This is a genomic window from Sphaerisporangium album (genome assembly GCF_003323745.1).
Classification (GTDB): Bacteria; Actinomycetota; Actinomycetes; order Streptosporangiales; family Streptosporangiaceae; genus Sphaerisporangium; species Sphaerisporangium album.
In genome coordinates, this window is the sequence record NZ_QOIL01000014.1 from 83,382 (window position 1) to 98,491 (window position 15,110).

The following is a 15,110-nucleotide window of genomic DNA, read 5'->3' on the forward strand; positions in this document are numbered from 1 at the left end:
GCCGCCGGAGGAACAGAATCTCGTTTGGTTCAGGGGGCAGGGGGTCATCCGCGTACTCCGGTGAGCATGCCGAAGCGGTACAGAAGCCACAGCAGTGGGTCCTCCACGCGGTACGGGCGGACGCCGCCGGGGCCCACCGTGTCGTCACCGGGGACGCCGCCGAGGGCCGAGAGGCCGAACAGGGCGAAGTCGTTGAAGTGCTGACGCAGGTAGCGGTCGACCATGCCCGCCTGCCACTCGTCCATCAGCGCCCGCACCTGCTCGTGCACGGCCTCCCGGTCGTCGAGGTCCAGCGTGCCGGACGGGGTGCGGGCGCGGTGCAGCGCCGACTGGGCGTCCATGCTCTCCTGCAACGCGTCGATCTTGCTGAGCGCGACCGCCACCGGCACCTTCAGCCGCCCCGACCCGGCCCGGTCGCGCAGCAGCTCGGTCACCCGGCTGATCACGTTGATCGGGTCGCTGTCGGGGTCGCCCGCGTTGACGCCGCCCTTGGCCTGGGCCGTGCCGCTCAGCGAGGCCTTGGCCCCGGGCAGCTCCAGCGGGTCGACCAGGAAGATGATCGCGTCGGCGGCGTTGAGGTAGCGCAGGTGGGTCTCGGTGGACTCACGGCTGCGCAGGTCCTCGCCCGCGGTGTCGAAGAACACCAGCGTGAGCGACACGGTCCTGGTCCGCAGGCGGCCCGGCACCGTGCGGGTCAGCAGGTACACCAGCGGGTCGCGCGGTTCGGTGGCGGCCGGGCGCGTGGTGCTGAGCAGGCGCTGCTCGCCGTAGAGCGGGCGGGCGAAGTCCTGCTTGTAGCGGGCGATCGTACGGTCGTCGCAGGCGACCAGCGAGGCGTCCAGCTCGGCCCCGATCCGGTTGGTCAGCTCGTGCAGCAGCACGGCGATGTACGTGCTCTTGCCCGACCCCTTGGCGCCGACCAGCGCGACGATCCTGCCCGGGTTCGCGCAGTACTCGGCGGGCAGCCGGCTGTGGCACTCCGGGCACACCCGCCACCCGGTGGAGCGATGGCAGGTCGGGCAGTCGGCGCGGCGGCCGGGCCGGCGCACCGAGAACACGGGGGGCAGGTAGGCGGCGGCGGAGGAGCCGAGGTACTCGGCCAGCGTCTCGTCCAGCCGCGCCTCACACCCGCCGCCGCGCCCGGCTCTACCCGCGCACCGGAACGCGATGCGGTCGCGGTCCAGCCGGGCGAAGCAGAACGGGCAGGTGATGACCACGCAGTCACTCCATCTTCAGCCGCCGCACCGGCGGGTCGATCAGGGCCACGCCGCCGCGCCCGCCGACCGCCTCGGAGGCGTCCTCGGCGACCGTTCCGCCGTCCCCTTCGGCGAAGCAGCGCAGCCAGTACGGTTTGGCCTGCCGGGGCGCGGGGACGGTGAGGCGCGCCGGGACCTCCAGGTCGGTCCAGTGGTCGAGGACGAGGCCGTCGTCGGCGGTCCTCGGCTGGATGTGGCCGGGCTTGAGCACCAGGGCGAGGCGGCGCAGCGTCACCGGCCGGTCGGCGGTGACCTCGACCACCACCGAGCGCTTCCAGCTCGGCCCCTTGTACGACAGGTCGTAGCGCACCGGGATGTGGCCGGGCAGGGCGAGCCGCGCCGCGGGCCCGCGCACGCGCCTGCCGTCCACGACGGACGTGGCCGCCACCTCGATGGCGACCGCCTCGCTCTCGGGGACCTCGTACCGCACCCCGCCCCGCGCCCGGTAGGCGGCCGAGGTGACGATCGCGGGGTGCCCGTTCCTGCGCACCTCGACCTCGGTGACGTCCTGAGGCCACTCGAACCCGACGAGGACGGCGCCGCCACGGCGCTGGGCGGTGAGGCCGGTCGGCGGTGCGAGGTTGATGTGGTCGACGTGGCCGCCGATCGTCGCCATCTCGCCCGCCACGGTGACCGCGACCAGCACCTCCCGCCCGGCGCCCGGCCGGATGGCCTGACCGTCGCGGGTGGCGAACGCCGGGATCGCCCGCCCGGCCGCGCGCAGCTCGGCCAGGGAAAGGGTGGTGCCCACGGGCCACGGCGGAGGCACGTCGAGGGCGACGAACTCGACCGCGCCCTCCGGCGGCTCCTCGTAGCGCACCAGGAACGTGCCGGGGGCGGCCGGGTCGGCGCGCAGCGTGAAACCGGTGACGGGCTGGGGACGTCCATGCGGGGTGACCGCGCGCCGCACGCCCGGGGTCACGGCCTCGCCGTCCTGCCCCGGGTAGACCGCCGAGACCACGTACGTGTAGCTCGTGCCGTTGACGACGTCGCGGTCGCGGAATCCGGTGTCCCCGGCCGCCACCACCTGCCCGTCGCGGGTGACGCGCACGCGCGCCGCCTCGGCGGGCAGCGTCCAGGTGCCCGAGACCACGCCGTCGCCGCTGCCGAACCTCACCTCGCCGGGCTCGGGCCGGACGATCAGCGCCGCCGCCACCGCGGGCATCGCGACGGCCTCCTCGCGGCGGGCCACGACCGCGTAGACGATCGGCACGTTCACCGGCGGCCGCTCGTCACGGGCAGAGGGCCGGTCCGTGGTGGTCAGCGGCGTGCCGTTCCTGAGGACGTCGTAGACGACGCGCCCGGCCCTGGACGGCGACGGCTGCCACACCAGGCCGACGCCCTCGCCCTGGACGCTCGCGCGCACCGCCCGCGCCGGATGCGGGGCCAGCCGCAGCAGCAGCTCGCTCGCCCCCGGCAGGTCGGGCACCCGCTGGAGGGCGTCGCGCAGCGCGATCCACGCGTCGTCGGGGTCCAGGGCGGCGCGGGCGCGGTCCCTGAGCCGGACGGCGCTCGCCAGCCGGGCCCTGACCTCGGTGGCGAGCTCGGCGGCGTCGCCCGTGAGCGCGCCGGCGTCCAGAGCCTCGGCGAAGTCGGCCGCCGCGTGGATCTCCCCGGCGTCGACCAGCTCGCGCAGCCGCGCCGCCGGGCCGGTCGCCACGCCGCCCTCCCCGCGCACCGCGAAGATCAGCCTGCGCGCGTCGCCGGCGGCCAGGTCCAGCTCGGTGGTGGCGTGCCGCAGCAGCGAGTCGTCGTACGGGTGTTCGGGCACGCGCTCGCGCAGGCGGGCCACGATGTCGTACCGGATCAGCAGCCCAGGGTCCGGCGAGTTGCGCAGCGCCGCGATCACCGTGTCCGCGCCGACCGTCCACGGCCCCCGGGTGCGCGCCGCCCAGTACCGCTCGGCCTCCGCCAGCGCGTCCTCGACGGAAGGCGCGCCGGGCACCGCGAAGCCGTCCAGCACCCGCATGTCCGCGCACCGGTCGCCGTAGAGGAACCGGCCGAGGTGGCTCAGCCCGAGCGTGTCCAGCGCCTCGCGGGCCCTGCCGTAGCCGGAGTACGGGGCGGCCTCGGGCAGCGCGTCGGGCTCGCGGACCTCGATCGAACGCCGGGCCGCCAGCCGCTCGGCCTCCTCCTGGCCGACGCCGCTGGAGCGGGCGATCGTCGCCAGCAGCGCGGGGGTGAGCATGCGCAGCGGGCCCGCGGCGTCCTCCAGCCGGGACCCGGCGTCGCTGAGCCTGCGCTCGGCCCTGCGTTCGGACTCGCCGAGGGCGTCGCGCAGCGGCTGCAGATCGCCCTCGGCGGCCGCGGTGAAGATCGGCGCGAACCGCGCGTGGTCGGCCTCCAGCCGGTCGGCCAGGCGCTTGTACTTCAGCATGCCGCGCGCCCGCCGCCAGCACTGGCGCACCTGCTTGACCGTGGCCGTCACGTCGGCCGAGGTCATCGCCTCGTGTAGCTGGTAGCGGATCCGCAGGTCCTCGGGCGGGAGCCCGCCCGCCTCACGCGCGGGCTCCAGCACCTCGCGGGTGTACCGCCGCTCGTCGAAGGCCATAGCGTCCCGGCTAGCTGACCTGGACGCGGGAAAGGGCGGCCCGTGACTCGGCGACGTCCTCCTCGGACATGCCGCCGATCTGGATGCGCAGCTCCAGCTCCTCGCCGGTCTCGCGCTCCCGGGCGGTCACCTGGAGCAGCCCGGAGGCGTCCAGGGCGAAGGTCACCTCGATCGGCAGGCCCGCCGGCTTACCCGGCGGGATGGTCAGGACGCCCTCGGCGATCAGGCCGTTGTCCTCGGGGGACTCCGACTCCACAGCGCCGGCCTGCTCCATCACCTCGATGTCCACGCCGGTCTGGTTGTCGTCGATGGTGTAGAAGTCCTGCGTGACGGCGGCGGGCAGCGGGTCGTTGGCGTGCACGAGATGGGCCACGCCGCGGCGGCGCGTCTCCTTGTCGGTGACGACGATGCCGAACGCGCGGGAGGCGACCGTCTTGATCGTGCGGCCCGCGATCCGCTCCTGCTGGTCGGGCGACAGGCCCGCCCGCGCGGCCATGTCCTCGGCCTGCTCGCGCCGGCCGGCGACCAGCAGCCGCCGGTAGGTCTCCTCGAACGCGTACAGCGCGGCGCCCTTGGCGACGGCCAGGTCAGGGTCCTGCAGGCGGGGGACCAGCGAGAACTCCTTCTGCAGGGTCTCGGCGACCGCCGGCATCTTGGTGGAGCCGCCCACCAGCACCAGGTGGTCGTAGGAGCGCACGCCCTTGGCCGCGGCCGTGTCGATCGTCCTGCGGGTGATCTCGATCGTGCGGTCGAGCAGGTCGCGGGTCAGGTCGATCAGGCCCTCGCGGGTCACCTCGACGGTGGCGACCCTGCCGTCGTGCACGACCCGCACGACGTGCTGGGTGCGCGTGGACAGCGTCTTCTTCAGCTCCTCGGCGTCCCGGCGCAGCTGCTGCTCGGACTGCTTGTCGAGCAGCGGGTCCCCGGCGCCCGGGTGCTCGGCCTGGAAGCGCTCGGCCAGGTGCTCGACGAGCCGGTCGTCCCAGTCGGCGCCGCCGAGCTCGTGGTCGCCGTCGGTGCAGACCACCTCGATGTCGCCGTCCTGAAGCCTGATCACCGTGGTGTCGAAGGTGCCGCCGCCGAGGTCGTAGACCAGGATCGTGTGGTCCTCGTCGGGGTTGAGCACGCCGTAGGTGATCGCCGCCGCGATGGGCTCGGACAGGATGTCGATGACGTTGAGCCCGGCGATGTGCCCGGCCTTCCTGGTGGCGTCGCGCTCGGCCGCGCCGAAGTAGGCGGGGACGGTGACGACGACGTCCTCGACGGTCTCGCCGGTCGCGGTCCTGGCGTCGTCGGCGAGCTTGCGCAGGATGAACGCCGAGATCTCCTCGGGGGTGTACGGGCGGTCGTGGCGGACGCGGGGGACCTCCTGGCCCATGTCGCGCTTGATGCGGCTGACCACCAGGTCGGGTTCGAGGACGGCGCTGTCCTTGGCCGTGGCGCCCACCACGACGTTGTCGGGGGACTCGAAGAACACGACCGATGGGGTGGTGTCGGTGCCCTCCAGGTTGCGCAGCACCGTCGGGCGTCCGACGTCGTCGACGTAGGCGATGCAGGAGTACGTCGTGCCCAGGTCGATCCCGTAAACAGCCATCGCCTACTCGCTCTCCCTTTCCTTACCGCGTTGCGTGCCGGGTTCCGTGCCGGGTCCTGTGCCGGGTTCTGTGCCGGATTCGGCGCCGGGTCCGGTGGGTTCCTCGCCGGTCTCCGAGCCGCCCAGCTCTCCGCCGTCCGTGTCGCCGTCCGTGTCGCCGTCGCGGTCCTCGCCGCGCGCCGTCTGATCTTCCCCGCCCGAGCCGTCCGGACCGCCATTCTTCCGGCTTTCCGGACCTCCGCGATCATCGGAGCCGTCCACCCCGTCGGCGTCGTCCTGAACGACCTGTTCCGCATCGTCCTTCGCGGCGTCCGGCTTCGCCTCGGAGTCGGCCCGGCCGACGATCACGGAGGCCTTGCGCAGCACGCGGTCGCCCGCCACGAAGCCGTCGGCCAGCACCTCCACGACCGTGCCGTCCGCGCCCGCGTCCACCGGGCTCGTGCCCGTGGGGCGGTGCAGGGCCGCGTCGTAGGGGTCGCCGGGACGGACGCTCACCCGCTCGGCGCCGGTGCGGCCGAGCACCTCGGCGACCTCGTCGGCCATCGCCGCGAGCAGCGGGCCCGCCAGCTCGGCGGAGGGCGGGTCGTCGGACGCCCACCGGGCCGCCACGCGGGTCACCGTGTCGTGGAGCCGGTAGAGGGCGGTCCTGACCGGGGCCAGCACCTCCTGGACGATGCCGTGCCGCAGCTGCTGGTTCTCGGCGTGCAGCCGGTCGATGACCTGCTCCCTGTGGGCCGCCCGCTCGTGCTCGCGCCGCATCGTCTCGGTGAGCGCGGCGAGCTGCCGGGCGAGCTCCTCGATCTGCCGCGCCGGCTCCTTGCCCTCCGCGTCCCCGCCCTTCTCGGCGGGGCCGGGGGCGGTGGGGCGGTCGTCGCCTGACGTGGGAGAAGGCGCCGTCTCGGGGGACACGTGCGGCTCTGGGGGAGGCGCCATCTATCTCCTTGTAGAGGAAATACAGGAATTCCTGACGGCAGTTACTCTAGCCATCAATGCCTCCGCCTGGTAGGCATTCGCGTGTCCGCCAATGAGTCGTTTGTCGTGGTTGTTGGCACTCTGGCGAACGCCCTTCGGAGACCCCTGGCGAGTACGTATATCGGTCACCGGCCTCTCCGCACCCGGTCTTTGGGCGAAGAGACGGGAATCACAGCGGCCCCATGCAACGCAAATTCCCCGTTTACCGGGAATAGCACGCGAAACCTCGCGATAATGCCAAAAGCACGCCTTCGTCCCGCACGCCCACCCGTCCCCGGAGCCGCCGGGGGCCTCGGGCGACCTCGCGAGGGCCGGGCGGCGGCTCGCCCGGCGGCCTTCCGCGCCGCCCCGGACGCGTCCGTGCTTCGCCCCCTGACGCATCTCAATTGCGACACCCATAATTGAGTCATGACATATCGGGTACTGATCATCGAGCACGAGGCCGAGGCGGGCCTGGGCTTCTTCGAGGAATGGCTCACCGCCGCCGGGACGACCCCCGAGCTCGTCCGCCCGTACCTCGGCGAGAAGGTGCCCGCCGAGGTGTCCGCGCACGGCCTGCTCGTGCTCGGCGGCGCCGCGTCGGCGTGGGACGACGCGGGCTACCCCTGGCTGCCCGCCACCCGCGCGCTGATCAGGCACGCGGTGGACACCTCCCTGCCCACCCTCGGCATCTGCCTCGGCGCCCAGCTCATGACGCTGGCCTGCGGCGGCCGGGTCGAGCGCGGAGCCGCGGGGCTGGAGGTCGGCCTGCGCCCGGTCGCGCCGCTGCCCGCCGCCGCCGGCGACCACCTGCTGGCCGCCCTGCCCGCCGCCCCGATGGCCGTGCAGTACCACCAGGACGCCATGACCGTGCTCCCGGACGGCGCGGTTCCCCTGGTGACGGGCGACCCCTACCCCAACCAGGCGTACCGCCTCGGCGAGCGGGCGTGGGCCGTGCAGTTCCACCCCGAGGCGTCCCCCGCCGTCTTCCGCTCGTGGACGGCCCCCAACGCCGGCGAGCTGGCCGCCGCCGGGTACGACGCGGCGCGCCTGGACGCCGTCGTGACCGCCGCGGACGCCGAGCTGCGCGCCACCTGGCGCCCGCTCGCCGAGGCCTTCGCCGCCGTCGTCACGCGCACACCCCAGTCTCCGCCGCGCCACACCCCTGTCTTTTCTCCGTGACCACGCGATTACGTTGCGGAACCACTAACGACGCGATCGTGAGTGAGCGGCTACGTTGGGGTTTGTGAACGCCGAGTCACGCATACAGACGACGGCCGGGCGTCTCGCCCGGCTTGGCTTCGCGGACGGTGCCCAGGCCGAGCGGCTGCTGGACGGGCTGGGCCCAGAGGCCGTCGGCGACCTCGACCTGCTCGCCGCCCTGGTCGGCGCCGCGGATCCCGACCTCGCGCTCACCTCGCTCAACCGGCTGGCCGAGCGCGACCCGAGCGTGCTCGGCGCGATGCGCGCCGACCCCGGCCTGCGGGGCAGGCTCGTCAGCGTCCTCGGCCTGTCGGCGGCCCTCGGTGAGCACGTCGTCCGCCACCCCGGCCACTGGAAGCTGCTCGAAGGCGAGGCCGCAGTGCAGCGCATGCCCGCGCGTGAGATGCGCGCCGAGCTGCTGGAGGCCGTCGGCGCCGATCCCGCCGAGCCGGAGCCGGTAGCCCCGGGCGGCGACGACCCCGTGCCCGCGATGTCCGCGCTGCGCGTCGCCTACCGCGGCAGACTGTTGCAGCTCGCCGCGCGCGACGCGACGGGCGCGGTGTCCCTGGCGCAGGTCACCGCCGAGCTGTCCGATCTCGCCGGCGCCGCCCTGGAGGCCGCGCTGGCCATCGCCAGGGCCGAGGTCCCCGAGGCCGCCGACGCGCGGCTCGCGGTGATCGGCATGGGCAAGTGCGGCGCCCGCGAGCTCAACTACATCAGCGACGTCGACGTCATCTTCGTCGCCGAGCCCCGCGAGGGCGTGGACGAGACCAAGGCGCTCCAGGCGGCGACGCGGCTCGCCCAGGGCATGATGCGCGCCTGCTCGACCAGCACCCCCGAGGGCTCGCTGTGGGAGGTCGACGCCGCCCTGCGCCCCGAGGGCAAGGCCGGGCCCCTGGTGCGCACGCTGGCCAGCCACCTGACCTACTACCGCAGGTGGGCCAAGACCTGGGAGTTCCAGGCGCTGCTCAAGGCCCGCGCCGTCGCCGGGGACATCGGCCTGGGTGAGGAGTACGTCGCCGGGGTCAACGAGATGGTGTGGCACGCCGCCGCGCGCGACCACTTCGTCGAGGACGTCCAGGCGATGCGCCGCAAGGTCGAGGCCAACGTCCGCGCCAGCGAGGCCGACCGGCAGATCAAGCTGGGCCCCGGCGGGTTGCGCGACATCGAGTTCGCCGTCCAGCTCCTGCAGCTCGTGCACGGCCGCTCCGACGGGCTGCTGCGCCGCCGTGCCACGCTGCCCGCGCTGAACGCGCTCTCCCGGGGCGGCTACGTCGGCAGGGACGACGCCAAGGCACTCGCCGAGGCGTACACCTTCCTGCGCCAGGTCGAGCACCTGCTGCAACTGCACCGCCTGCGCCGCACGCACGTCGTCCCCCAGAACGTGACCGATCTGCGGCGCATCGGGCGCGGCCTCGGCATGATGGCCGACCCGGTGGGGGAGTTCACCACCCGCTGGAAGCGGCACGCCATGGAGGCCAGGCGGCTGCACGAGAAGCTGTTCTACCGGCCCCTGCTCCAGGCCGTCGCCCGGCTCCCCGGAGACGAGGCGCGGCTGTCGGCCGCCGCCGCGTCCGCGCGCCTGTCCGCCCTGGGGTACACCGACCCGGAGGGCGCGCTGCGGCACATCGCCGCGCTGACCAGTGGGGTCTCGCGCAGGGCGGCCATCCAGCGCACACTGCTGCCCGTCATGCTCGGCTGGTTCGCCGACGCCCCCGACCCCGACTCCGGGCTGCTCGGGTTCCGCCAGGTCAGCGACAAGCTCGGCGCGACCCCGTGGTACCTGCGGCTGCTGCGCGACGAGACCGCCGCCGCCGAGCGCATGGCCCGCCTGCTCGGCACCAGCCGGTACGCCACCGGGCTGCTGCTGCACGCCCCCGACGCGGTGGCCATGCTCGGCTCGGAGGCCGAGCTGGCGGCGCGTCCCAAGGAGGCGCTGGCGGGCGAGCTGGCCGCGTGCGTGCAGCGCCACGCCGAGGACGCCGAGAAGGCCGTCGACGCCGTCCGCGCGCTGCGCAGGCGCGAGCTGCTGCGCACGGCCGTCGCCGGGCTGGTCGGCCGCATCGACATCGAAGAGGTCGGCCAGGCGCTGTCGGAGCTCAACGACGTCAGCATCCAGGCCGCCCTGGACGCGGCCGTCCACAAGGTCTCGGGGCAGCGGGGCGGCCCGCTGCCCACCCGCTTCACCGTCATCGCCATGGGACGGCTCGGCGGGTACGAGTGCTCCTACGGCAGCGACGCCGACGTGATGTTCGTGCACGCGCCGGTCGAGGGCTCCGACGAGAAAGAGGCCACCGACGCCGCGTACGCGGTCGCCAACGAGCTGCGCCGCCTCCTGGCGCGGCCCGCCCCCGACCCGCCGCTGCTGATCGACCCCGACCTGCGCCCCGAGGGCCGCCAGGGCCCGCTCGTTCGCTCGCTGTCGTCCTACGCGGCGTACTACCGGCGGTGGTCCTCGCCGTGGGAGTCGCAGGCCCTGCTGCGCGCCCGCTACTCGGCGGGCGACGCCGAGCTGGGCGCCGCGTTCATGGACCTCATCGCGCCGCTGCGCTACCCGCCCGACGGCATCGGCGAGGCCGCCGTGCGCGAGATCCGGCGGCTGAAGGCGCGCATGGAGGCCGAGCGGCTGCCGAGGGGCGCCGACCCGCTGATGCACACCAAGCTCGGCAGGGGCGGGCTGGCCGACGTCGAGTGGCCGGCGCAGCTGATCCAGCTCGGCCACGCCCACGCGGTGCCCGAGCTGCGCACCACGCGCACGCTGGACGCCCTGCGCGCCGCGGTCGGGGCCGGGCTATTGTCCGCCTCCGACGAGGAGGTGCTGGCCGAGGCGTGGCGGTTCGCCTCGCAGGTGCGCGACGCCATCATGCTCGTGCGCGGCCGCGCCGGCGACAGCATCCCCGCCGACGTGCGCGAGCGCATGCTCATCGCCCGCGCGCTCGGGTACCCGCCGGACGGCTCGGAGGACTTCGTGGAGGACTACCGCAGGACGACCCGCCGCGCCAGGCTCGTGTCCGAGCGCGTGTTCTACGGCGTCGCGTGACCTCCGCGCCTTGACCGACTCGGTACCTTTGTGGGGTCGAGTCGGCGAAGCGGCAGGAGACGGTTCGTGCCCATTTCGGAGTACCTCGCGGGTCTGCGCAGCCAGGTGGGGACCGCCCTGCTGCTCCTGCCCTCGGTCAACGCCTTCATCTTCGACGAGCAGGGGCGCCTGCTCCTGGCGCGGCACAGCGAGCAGGACGACGTGTGGTCGGCGCCCGGCGGCATCGTCGAGCCCGACGAGGCGCCGCTGGACGCGGTGGTCCGCGAGACGCGGGAGGAGGTCGGCCTGGACGTCACCGTCCGCGGCCTGATCGGCGCCTACGGAGGCCCCCGGTTCCGCACGACCTACCCCAACGGCGACCGGGTGGCGCACGTCATCACCATCTACGGCTGCACGGCCGAGGGCGGCACGGCGGTGCCCGACGGGGTCGAGATCTCCGAGATCCGCTGGGTCACCGAGCCGGAGGCGGCGGCGCTGGCGTCGCCGTCCTGGCTGCCGGTGGTGCTGCCCGACTGCTTCGCCTGGTGGCGGGCCACCCGCGAGACCTGGACCCCGGTCGCCTGACCCGCCCGCCGCGGGCGGGCGATGGCCGGTGTATCCGCTGCTTGATATGGTCCTCTCGGAGTAGCCATGGCCGACAAACGATATAGACGTCCTCTGGCGGAGCAACTCGACCACTTGTTCCGCACCGTGCGCCAGCCCGACGGCACCACGTACAGCTACGAGCAGGCGGCCCGAGAGATCACCCGGCGCGGCACTCCGGTCTCCCACACCACGCTGTGGAAGCTGCGCACCGGCAGGACCGACGACCTGTCGGTGAGCCATCTGGTGGCCATCGCGGACTTCTTCGGGGTCGAACCGGCCTACTTCTTCGACGACGCCTACGCCGAGCAGGCCAACGTCCGGCTCGAACTGCTGCCCGCCATGCGCGACGCGGGCGTCCGCAGGATCGCCATGCGCGCCGCGGGCCTGTCCCACTCCAGCATCGAGAACATCGCCGCCATGATCGCCCACCTCCGCACGCTGGAGGGCCTCCCCCCGGACTCGCCCGGCGGCACGACGCCCTCCAAGGACGTTCTCGACCCCCCTCCGGCAAGCAGTCCTGACCCCGTTCGGGGCGCCGTCTCTAAGGCGCCGCGAACCGCCGAGCCGGAGGCTCGGCCATGAGCATCGTTCGGGGCGCGGCGGTGTTCTGGAGTTCTCAGGCGTGAGGGTGAGGAACGATCCCTTGCGCCTGAGAACGGAAGAACGCCGACTCTAAGGCGCCGCGAACCGCCGGGCCGGAGGCTCGGCCATGAGCACGGACAGGCGTGACAGCCACTCGGCGTCCGACTCCAGGTCGTGGCCGCCGTGGGCCGGGATCGGATGCGGGTCGGGGGCGGGTTCGTCCCGCGCCTTGCGGCGCAGCGCGTCGGCGATCAGCGCGGCCTGCACCTCGCTCTCCAGCGCCGCTCCCGAGCGCCCGGCCTCCCGCCCCGCCGCCTCGGCGGCCTCGGCCGTGCCCCGGTCGTAGTACGGGCCGAGCTGCACGATGCCGTCCCGGATCTCGACGACGCGCCGGTAGTAGCTGCGGTGCGTCGGCCGCAGCCCCACCGCGTCACGCAGCCGCGACATCGGGACGCGGTTCAGCGCTAGGTCGGGGAACGCCGCGTTCAGCGCTGCCCACAGCGGCCTGAGCTGCCGGTACGCGCGGCGGTGGCGGCGCCAGACCGGCACGGCGGCGATCATGTCGGTGACGGCGAGGTAGCCGACGCCGACGATGGCCGTGACGATGCCGGTGAACACCAGCCACAGGTACGCGGTGTTGAGCGGGCGCAGCGCGCCGGGATCGGCGGACGTCAGGGCCTGCGCCAGCGCGACCGTGATCTTGCTGATCGCGGCGGCCAGCAGCGAGGCCTGCGCGACGGCGAGCACCTTCAGCCCGCGCTTGAGCTGGACGCGCGCGCTCGCGCGGGAGAACGACGCCGACGAACGCAGGTTGAGGACCAGCGCGTACCCCTGGTAGCCGAGCGCGGCGAGCACGAAGACCGTCGCGTGCGGGTCGTGACCGTTGGCCATGTCGGCGGGCGCGGCCCGCACGGCGTCCGGCGCGAGCAGCCACGCGCCCACCATCACCGCCGACGCCAGGCCGAGCAGACCAAGCCGGACGCGTAGCCGGTGGCGCGCCGCCGAGCCGTACGCCGAGTAGGTGAAGAAGGCCAGCAGGAAGAACGCGCACAGCACCGTGAACAGGTTGACGGCGAGTTTGGCCAGGCCGACGCCGATCTCGTCGACGGCCGTCCGCAGCACGGGGATGTTCAGCACGGCCGCGATCGCGACGCACAGCACGAACGCGCCCAGGGCGCGCAGCGGGAGGTCCTCGGGCGCCCGCCACACCTGGACGAGCTTGTTGATCACGCCGAGGAACGCCAGGGTGCTCAATATGCTGAGGGCGAGTTGGCTCACAGCCATCCCTTGTGGTTGGCCAGGGAGGAGCGCATCCGTTCCAGGGCGTCGCTCGGCTCCGACGGGTGGTGGGTGACGTTCAGGACGCTCGCCCATTCGAGGATGATCGTGGCGATCAGTTCGGCCTCACGTTCGTACTTGGTGTCGTAGCAGGTGCGGCGCAGCACGCGTCCCCCGGCGGGGATCTCCGGCGTGAGCGCCTCGTCGTCGGCGACGGCCTCGTCGCACGGGTGGTCGGCGATGATGTGGCCGATCTCGTGCAGGACGATGTGGTCCTGGTGCGGCGGGGTCGTCGCCTGCTGGTAGTAAATGAAATCGGTCGTGTCCGTCATGAACCACAGCCCGAAAGGGCCGGGCGTGCCAATCGGATAGGAGACCAGCCGGATGTCGCGCCCCCGGCGTTCCGCCAGCCTGCGGCACAGCTCCCTGACGTCGAGCGGCGGCCGGATGTCGAGCTCTCTGAGCAGGCGACGGCATTGTCTGCGCAGCGCCCTCTCTCTCATGAGGACGATTCTTTAGACTGCGACCCGGTAGTTCAACCCGAACGCCGGGACGCGCGGCGCGAATACGCCGGAATGAAATCGCCTTGACAAAGCTTCTTCGTGCTTTCCCGGTCGTGTTCCGGTCATGTCATTCGGCGTGCGCGGGCGGCACGTGGGCGACGCCGCCCTTGACGACGAGCCGCGGGCGGCGCAGCGCCTCGACGCCGGCCAGCGGGTCGCCGTCCACGACCAGCAGGTCGGCGCGGAGGCCGTCGGCGATCCGGCCCGTCTCGGCCGCGATGCCGAGGGCCTCGGCGGCGTCCGCCGTGGCCATCTCGATGATGCGCGCGGGGGAGAAGCCCAGCTCCTCGTACAGGCTGAAGCTGCCGGCGAAGTCGTCGAACACCGAGCCCGGCAGCCCGGCGTCGGTGCCCATCACCAGCCGGACGCCGCGGTCGCGCATCCAGGGCAGGCGGCTCTGCAGCAGGGCGGCGCGCTCCTCGCCGATCCACCGGGCCATGGCCCGCCAGCCGGGGCTGGTCGTCGGGCAGACATGGACGCCCTCGGCGGCGATCAGCGCGGCGACGTCCTCGCGCGGGTCGTAGGCGTCGCCGGTGAGCCACGTGCAGTGCTCGATCGTGTCCACGCCGGCCGCCACGGCGGAGGCGATGCCCTCGGTGCCGTGCGCGTGCGCGGCCACGCGCAGGCCCAGCGCGTGCGCCTCCTCCACCGCGGCGCGGACCTCCTCGGTGGTGAACTGCGACTCCGACATCCCGGCGCCGCCCTTGGTGGTCTGCCCGCCGGTCACCATCATCTTGATCAGGTCCACCCCGTCGGAGGCGTGCCGGCGCACGGCCTCGCGGATCGCCGCCACGCCGTCCACCTCGCCTCCGAGGTACCAGCAGTGCCCGCCGGGCACGGTGAGCGGCGGCCCGGAGGCGAGGACGCGCGGCCCGCGCAGCAGGCCCTGGGACACGGCGTCGCGCAGGCGCAGCGCCAGGCCGCCCCGGTCGCCGAGGTCCCTGACCGTGGTGACGCCGCTGTCCAGGAGCCGCCGCGCGCGGTCGGCCATGCCCAGGAACAGGGTGAGGTCGTCCGTCTCCTGGACGTTGGTCATCGCCTCCATGCTCGCGTCGAACACCAGGTGGACGTGGCAGTTGATCAGGCCGGGGAGGATGGTGCCGTCCGGGAAGTCGTGGCGCGGCGTGCCGGGCGGGGCGAGGGCCTCGACCCGCTCGCGGGGCCCGGCGGCGAGGATGAGATCGCCGCCGGTGAGCACGGCCCCGTCGCGGACCGGGCCGGCGTCGGTGGCGGTGACCAGCAGGCCGGCCGTGACCAGCATTTCCACGAAGCGCTCCTTCGGTGGTGTTCCGGCGGGGGCGCCGGTCGCCGGGGCGTCGCCGCGCGATTCGATCTTCAACGTCATACTCCCACAGCGGATCGGCCGCCGGAGGCGTGGAACGGACATTCCATCGCCGGGAACTTTCCGGGCGTGAGAACAGTCCGGTTGGCTGAGATGACGCTCCATCACTTGAGGATTACAAAAGGCGTTGATCATCATCGTTGGTTGACGTCCAGTCGGACGCCG

11 protein-coding genes are annotated in these 15,110 nt (G+C 73.5%); 4 read left to right on the top strand and 7 right to left on the bottom strand.

The window, feature by feature from the left end; genetic code table 11:
* Positions 1–44: 44 nt before the first annotated feature.
* From DQ384_RS24100 to DQ384_RS24115, 4 genes are read right to left on the bottom strand one after another with little or no spacing between them, the layout of a single operon-like run.
* On the bottom strand, positions 45–1,217 hold the full coding sequence (locus tag DQ384_RS24100) for a TRAFAC clade GTPase domain-containing protein (RefSeq protein ID WP_114031132.1): 1,173 nt from the start codon (positions 1,215–1,217) through the stop codon (positions 45–47).
* A 4-nt stretch (positions 1,218–1,221) separates the two neighbouring features.
* On the bottom strand, positions 1,222–3,807 hold the full coding sequence (locus DQ384_RS24105; protein ID WP_114031133.1) for a SaeA-related protein: 2,586 nt from the start codon (positions 3,805–3,807) through the stop codon (positions 1,222–1,224).
* Between the two features lie 10 nt (positions 3,808–3,817).
* Positions 3,818–5,401 carry an Hsp70 family protein gene (locus DQ384_RS24110; RefSeq protein ID WP_114031134.1) on the bottom strand — a complete coding sequence of 528 codons (1,584 nt, stop codon included), beginning with the start codon at positions 5,399–5,401 and terminating at the stop codon, positions 3,818–3,820.
* 3 nt (positions 5,402–5,404) lie between these two features.
* Positions 5,405–6,334: a nucleotide exchange factor GrpE gene (locus DQ384_RS24115; RefSeq protein ID WP_114031135.1), complete on the bottom strand. Its 930-nt coding sequence runs from the start codon at positions 6,332–6,334 to the stop codon at positions 5,405–5,407.
* Between the two features lie 447 nt (positions 6,335–6,781).
* Here DQ384_RS24115 and DQ384_RS24120 point away from each other — a divergent pair, with 447 nt between their 5' ends.
* The 4 genes from DQ384_RS24120 to DQ384_RS24135 all read left to right on the top strand — a co-directional run bounded on the left by DQ384_RS24120 (position 6,782) and on the right by DQ384_RS24135 (position 11,762).
* Complete coding sequence (locus DQ384_RS24120; protein ID WP_114031136.1) at positions 6,782–7,534, top strand: type 1 glutamine amidotransferase; 753 nt, start codon at positions 6,782–6,784, stop codon at positions 7,532–7,534.
* A 64-nt stretch (positions 7,535–7,598) separates the two neighbouring features.
* A complete protein-coding gene (locus tag DQ384_RS24125; protein ID WP_114031137.1) occupies positions 7,599–10,595 on the top strand; it encodes a bifunctional [glutamine synthetase] adenylyltransferase/[glutamine synthetase]-adenylyl-L-tyrosine phosphorylase in 2,997 nt (998 codons plus the stop codon).
* A 66-nt stretch (positions 10,596–10,661) separates the two neighbouring features.
* Positions 10,662–11,159: an NUDIX domain-containing protein gene (locus DQ384_RS24130; RefSeq protein ID WP_181871377.1), complete on the top strand. Its 498-nt coding sequence runs from the start codon at positions 10,662–10,664 to the stop codon at positions 11,157–11,159.
* A 66-nt stretch (positions 11,160–11,225) separates the two neighbouring features.
* Entirely contained in the window at positions 11,226–11,762 is a 537-nt protein-coding gene (locus tag DQ384_RS24135; protein ID WP_181871378.1) for a helix-turn-helix domain-containing protein, read from the top strand.
* 90 nt (positions 11,763–11,852) lie between these two features.
* Here DQ384_RS24135 and DQ384_RS24140 read toward each other — a convergent pair whose 3' ends face one another.
* The 3 genes from DQ384_RS24140 to DQ384_RS24150 form a co-directional block, all read right to left on the bottom strand.
* Complete coding sequence (locus tag DQ384_RS24140) at positions 11,853–13,040, bottom strand: MAB_1171c family putative transporter (protein ID WP_147268881.1); 1,188 nt, start codon at positions 13,038–13,040, stop codon at positions 11,853–11,855.
* Positions 13,037–13,543: a hypothetical protein gene (locus DQ384_RS24145; RefSeq protein WP_114031140.1), complete on the bottom strand. Its 507-nt coding sequence runs from the start codon at positions 13,541–13,543 to the stop codon at positions 13,037–13,039. Before DQ384_RS24145 ends, DQ384_RS24140 begins: the two co-directional genes overlap by 4 nt.
* Before the next feature lie 127 nt (positions 13,544–13,670).
* The gene (locus DQ384_RS24150; protein ID WP_220183112.1) at positions 13,671–14,948 is read right to left on the bottom strand and encodes an amidohydrolase family protein; all 1,278 of its coding nucleotides are present in this window, start codon (positions 14,946–14,948) and stop codon (positions 13,671–13,673) included.
* Positions 14,949–15,110: the final 162 nt, after the last annotated feature.

What these genes read in the sequence shown, in the direction of transcription:
- DQ384_RS24120 (WP_114031136.1), top strand. Translation starts at nt 6,782, where the DNA reads ATGACATATCGGGTACTGATCATCGAGCACGAGGCCGAGGCGGGCCTG.
- DQ384_RS24145 (WP_114031140.1), bottom strand. Translation starts at nt 13,543, where the DNA reads ATGAGAGAGAGGGCGCTGCGCAGACAATGCCGTCGCCTGCTCAGAGAG.
- DQ384_RS24115 (WP_114031135.1), bottom strand. Translation starts at nt 6,334, where the DNA reads ATGGCGCCTCCCCCAGAGCCGCACGTGTCCCCCGAGACGGCGCCTTCT.
- DQ384_RS24135 (WP_181871378.1), top strand. Translation starts at nt 11,226, where the DNA reads ATGGCCGACAAACGATATAGACGTCCTCTGGCGGAGCAACTCGACCAC.
- DQ384_RS24150 (WP_220183112.1), bottom strand. Translation starts at nt 14,948, where the DNA reads ATGACGTTGAAGATCGAATCGCGCGGCGACGCCCCGGCGACCGGCGCC.
- DQ384_RS24105 (WP_114031133.1), bottom strand. Translation starts at nt 3,807, where the DNA reads ATGGCCTTCGACGAGCGGCGGTACACCCGCGAGGTGCTGGAGCCCGCG.
- DQ384_RS24110 (WP_114031134.1), bottom strand. Translation starts at nt 5,401, where the DNA reads ATGGCTGTTTACGGGATCGACCTGGGCACGACGTACTCCTGCATCGCC.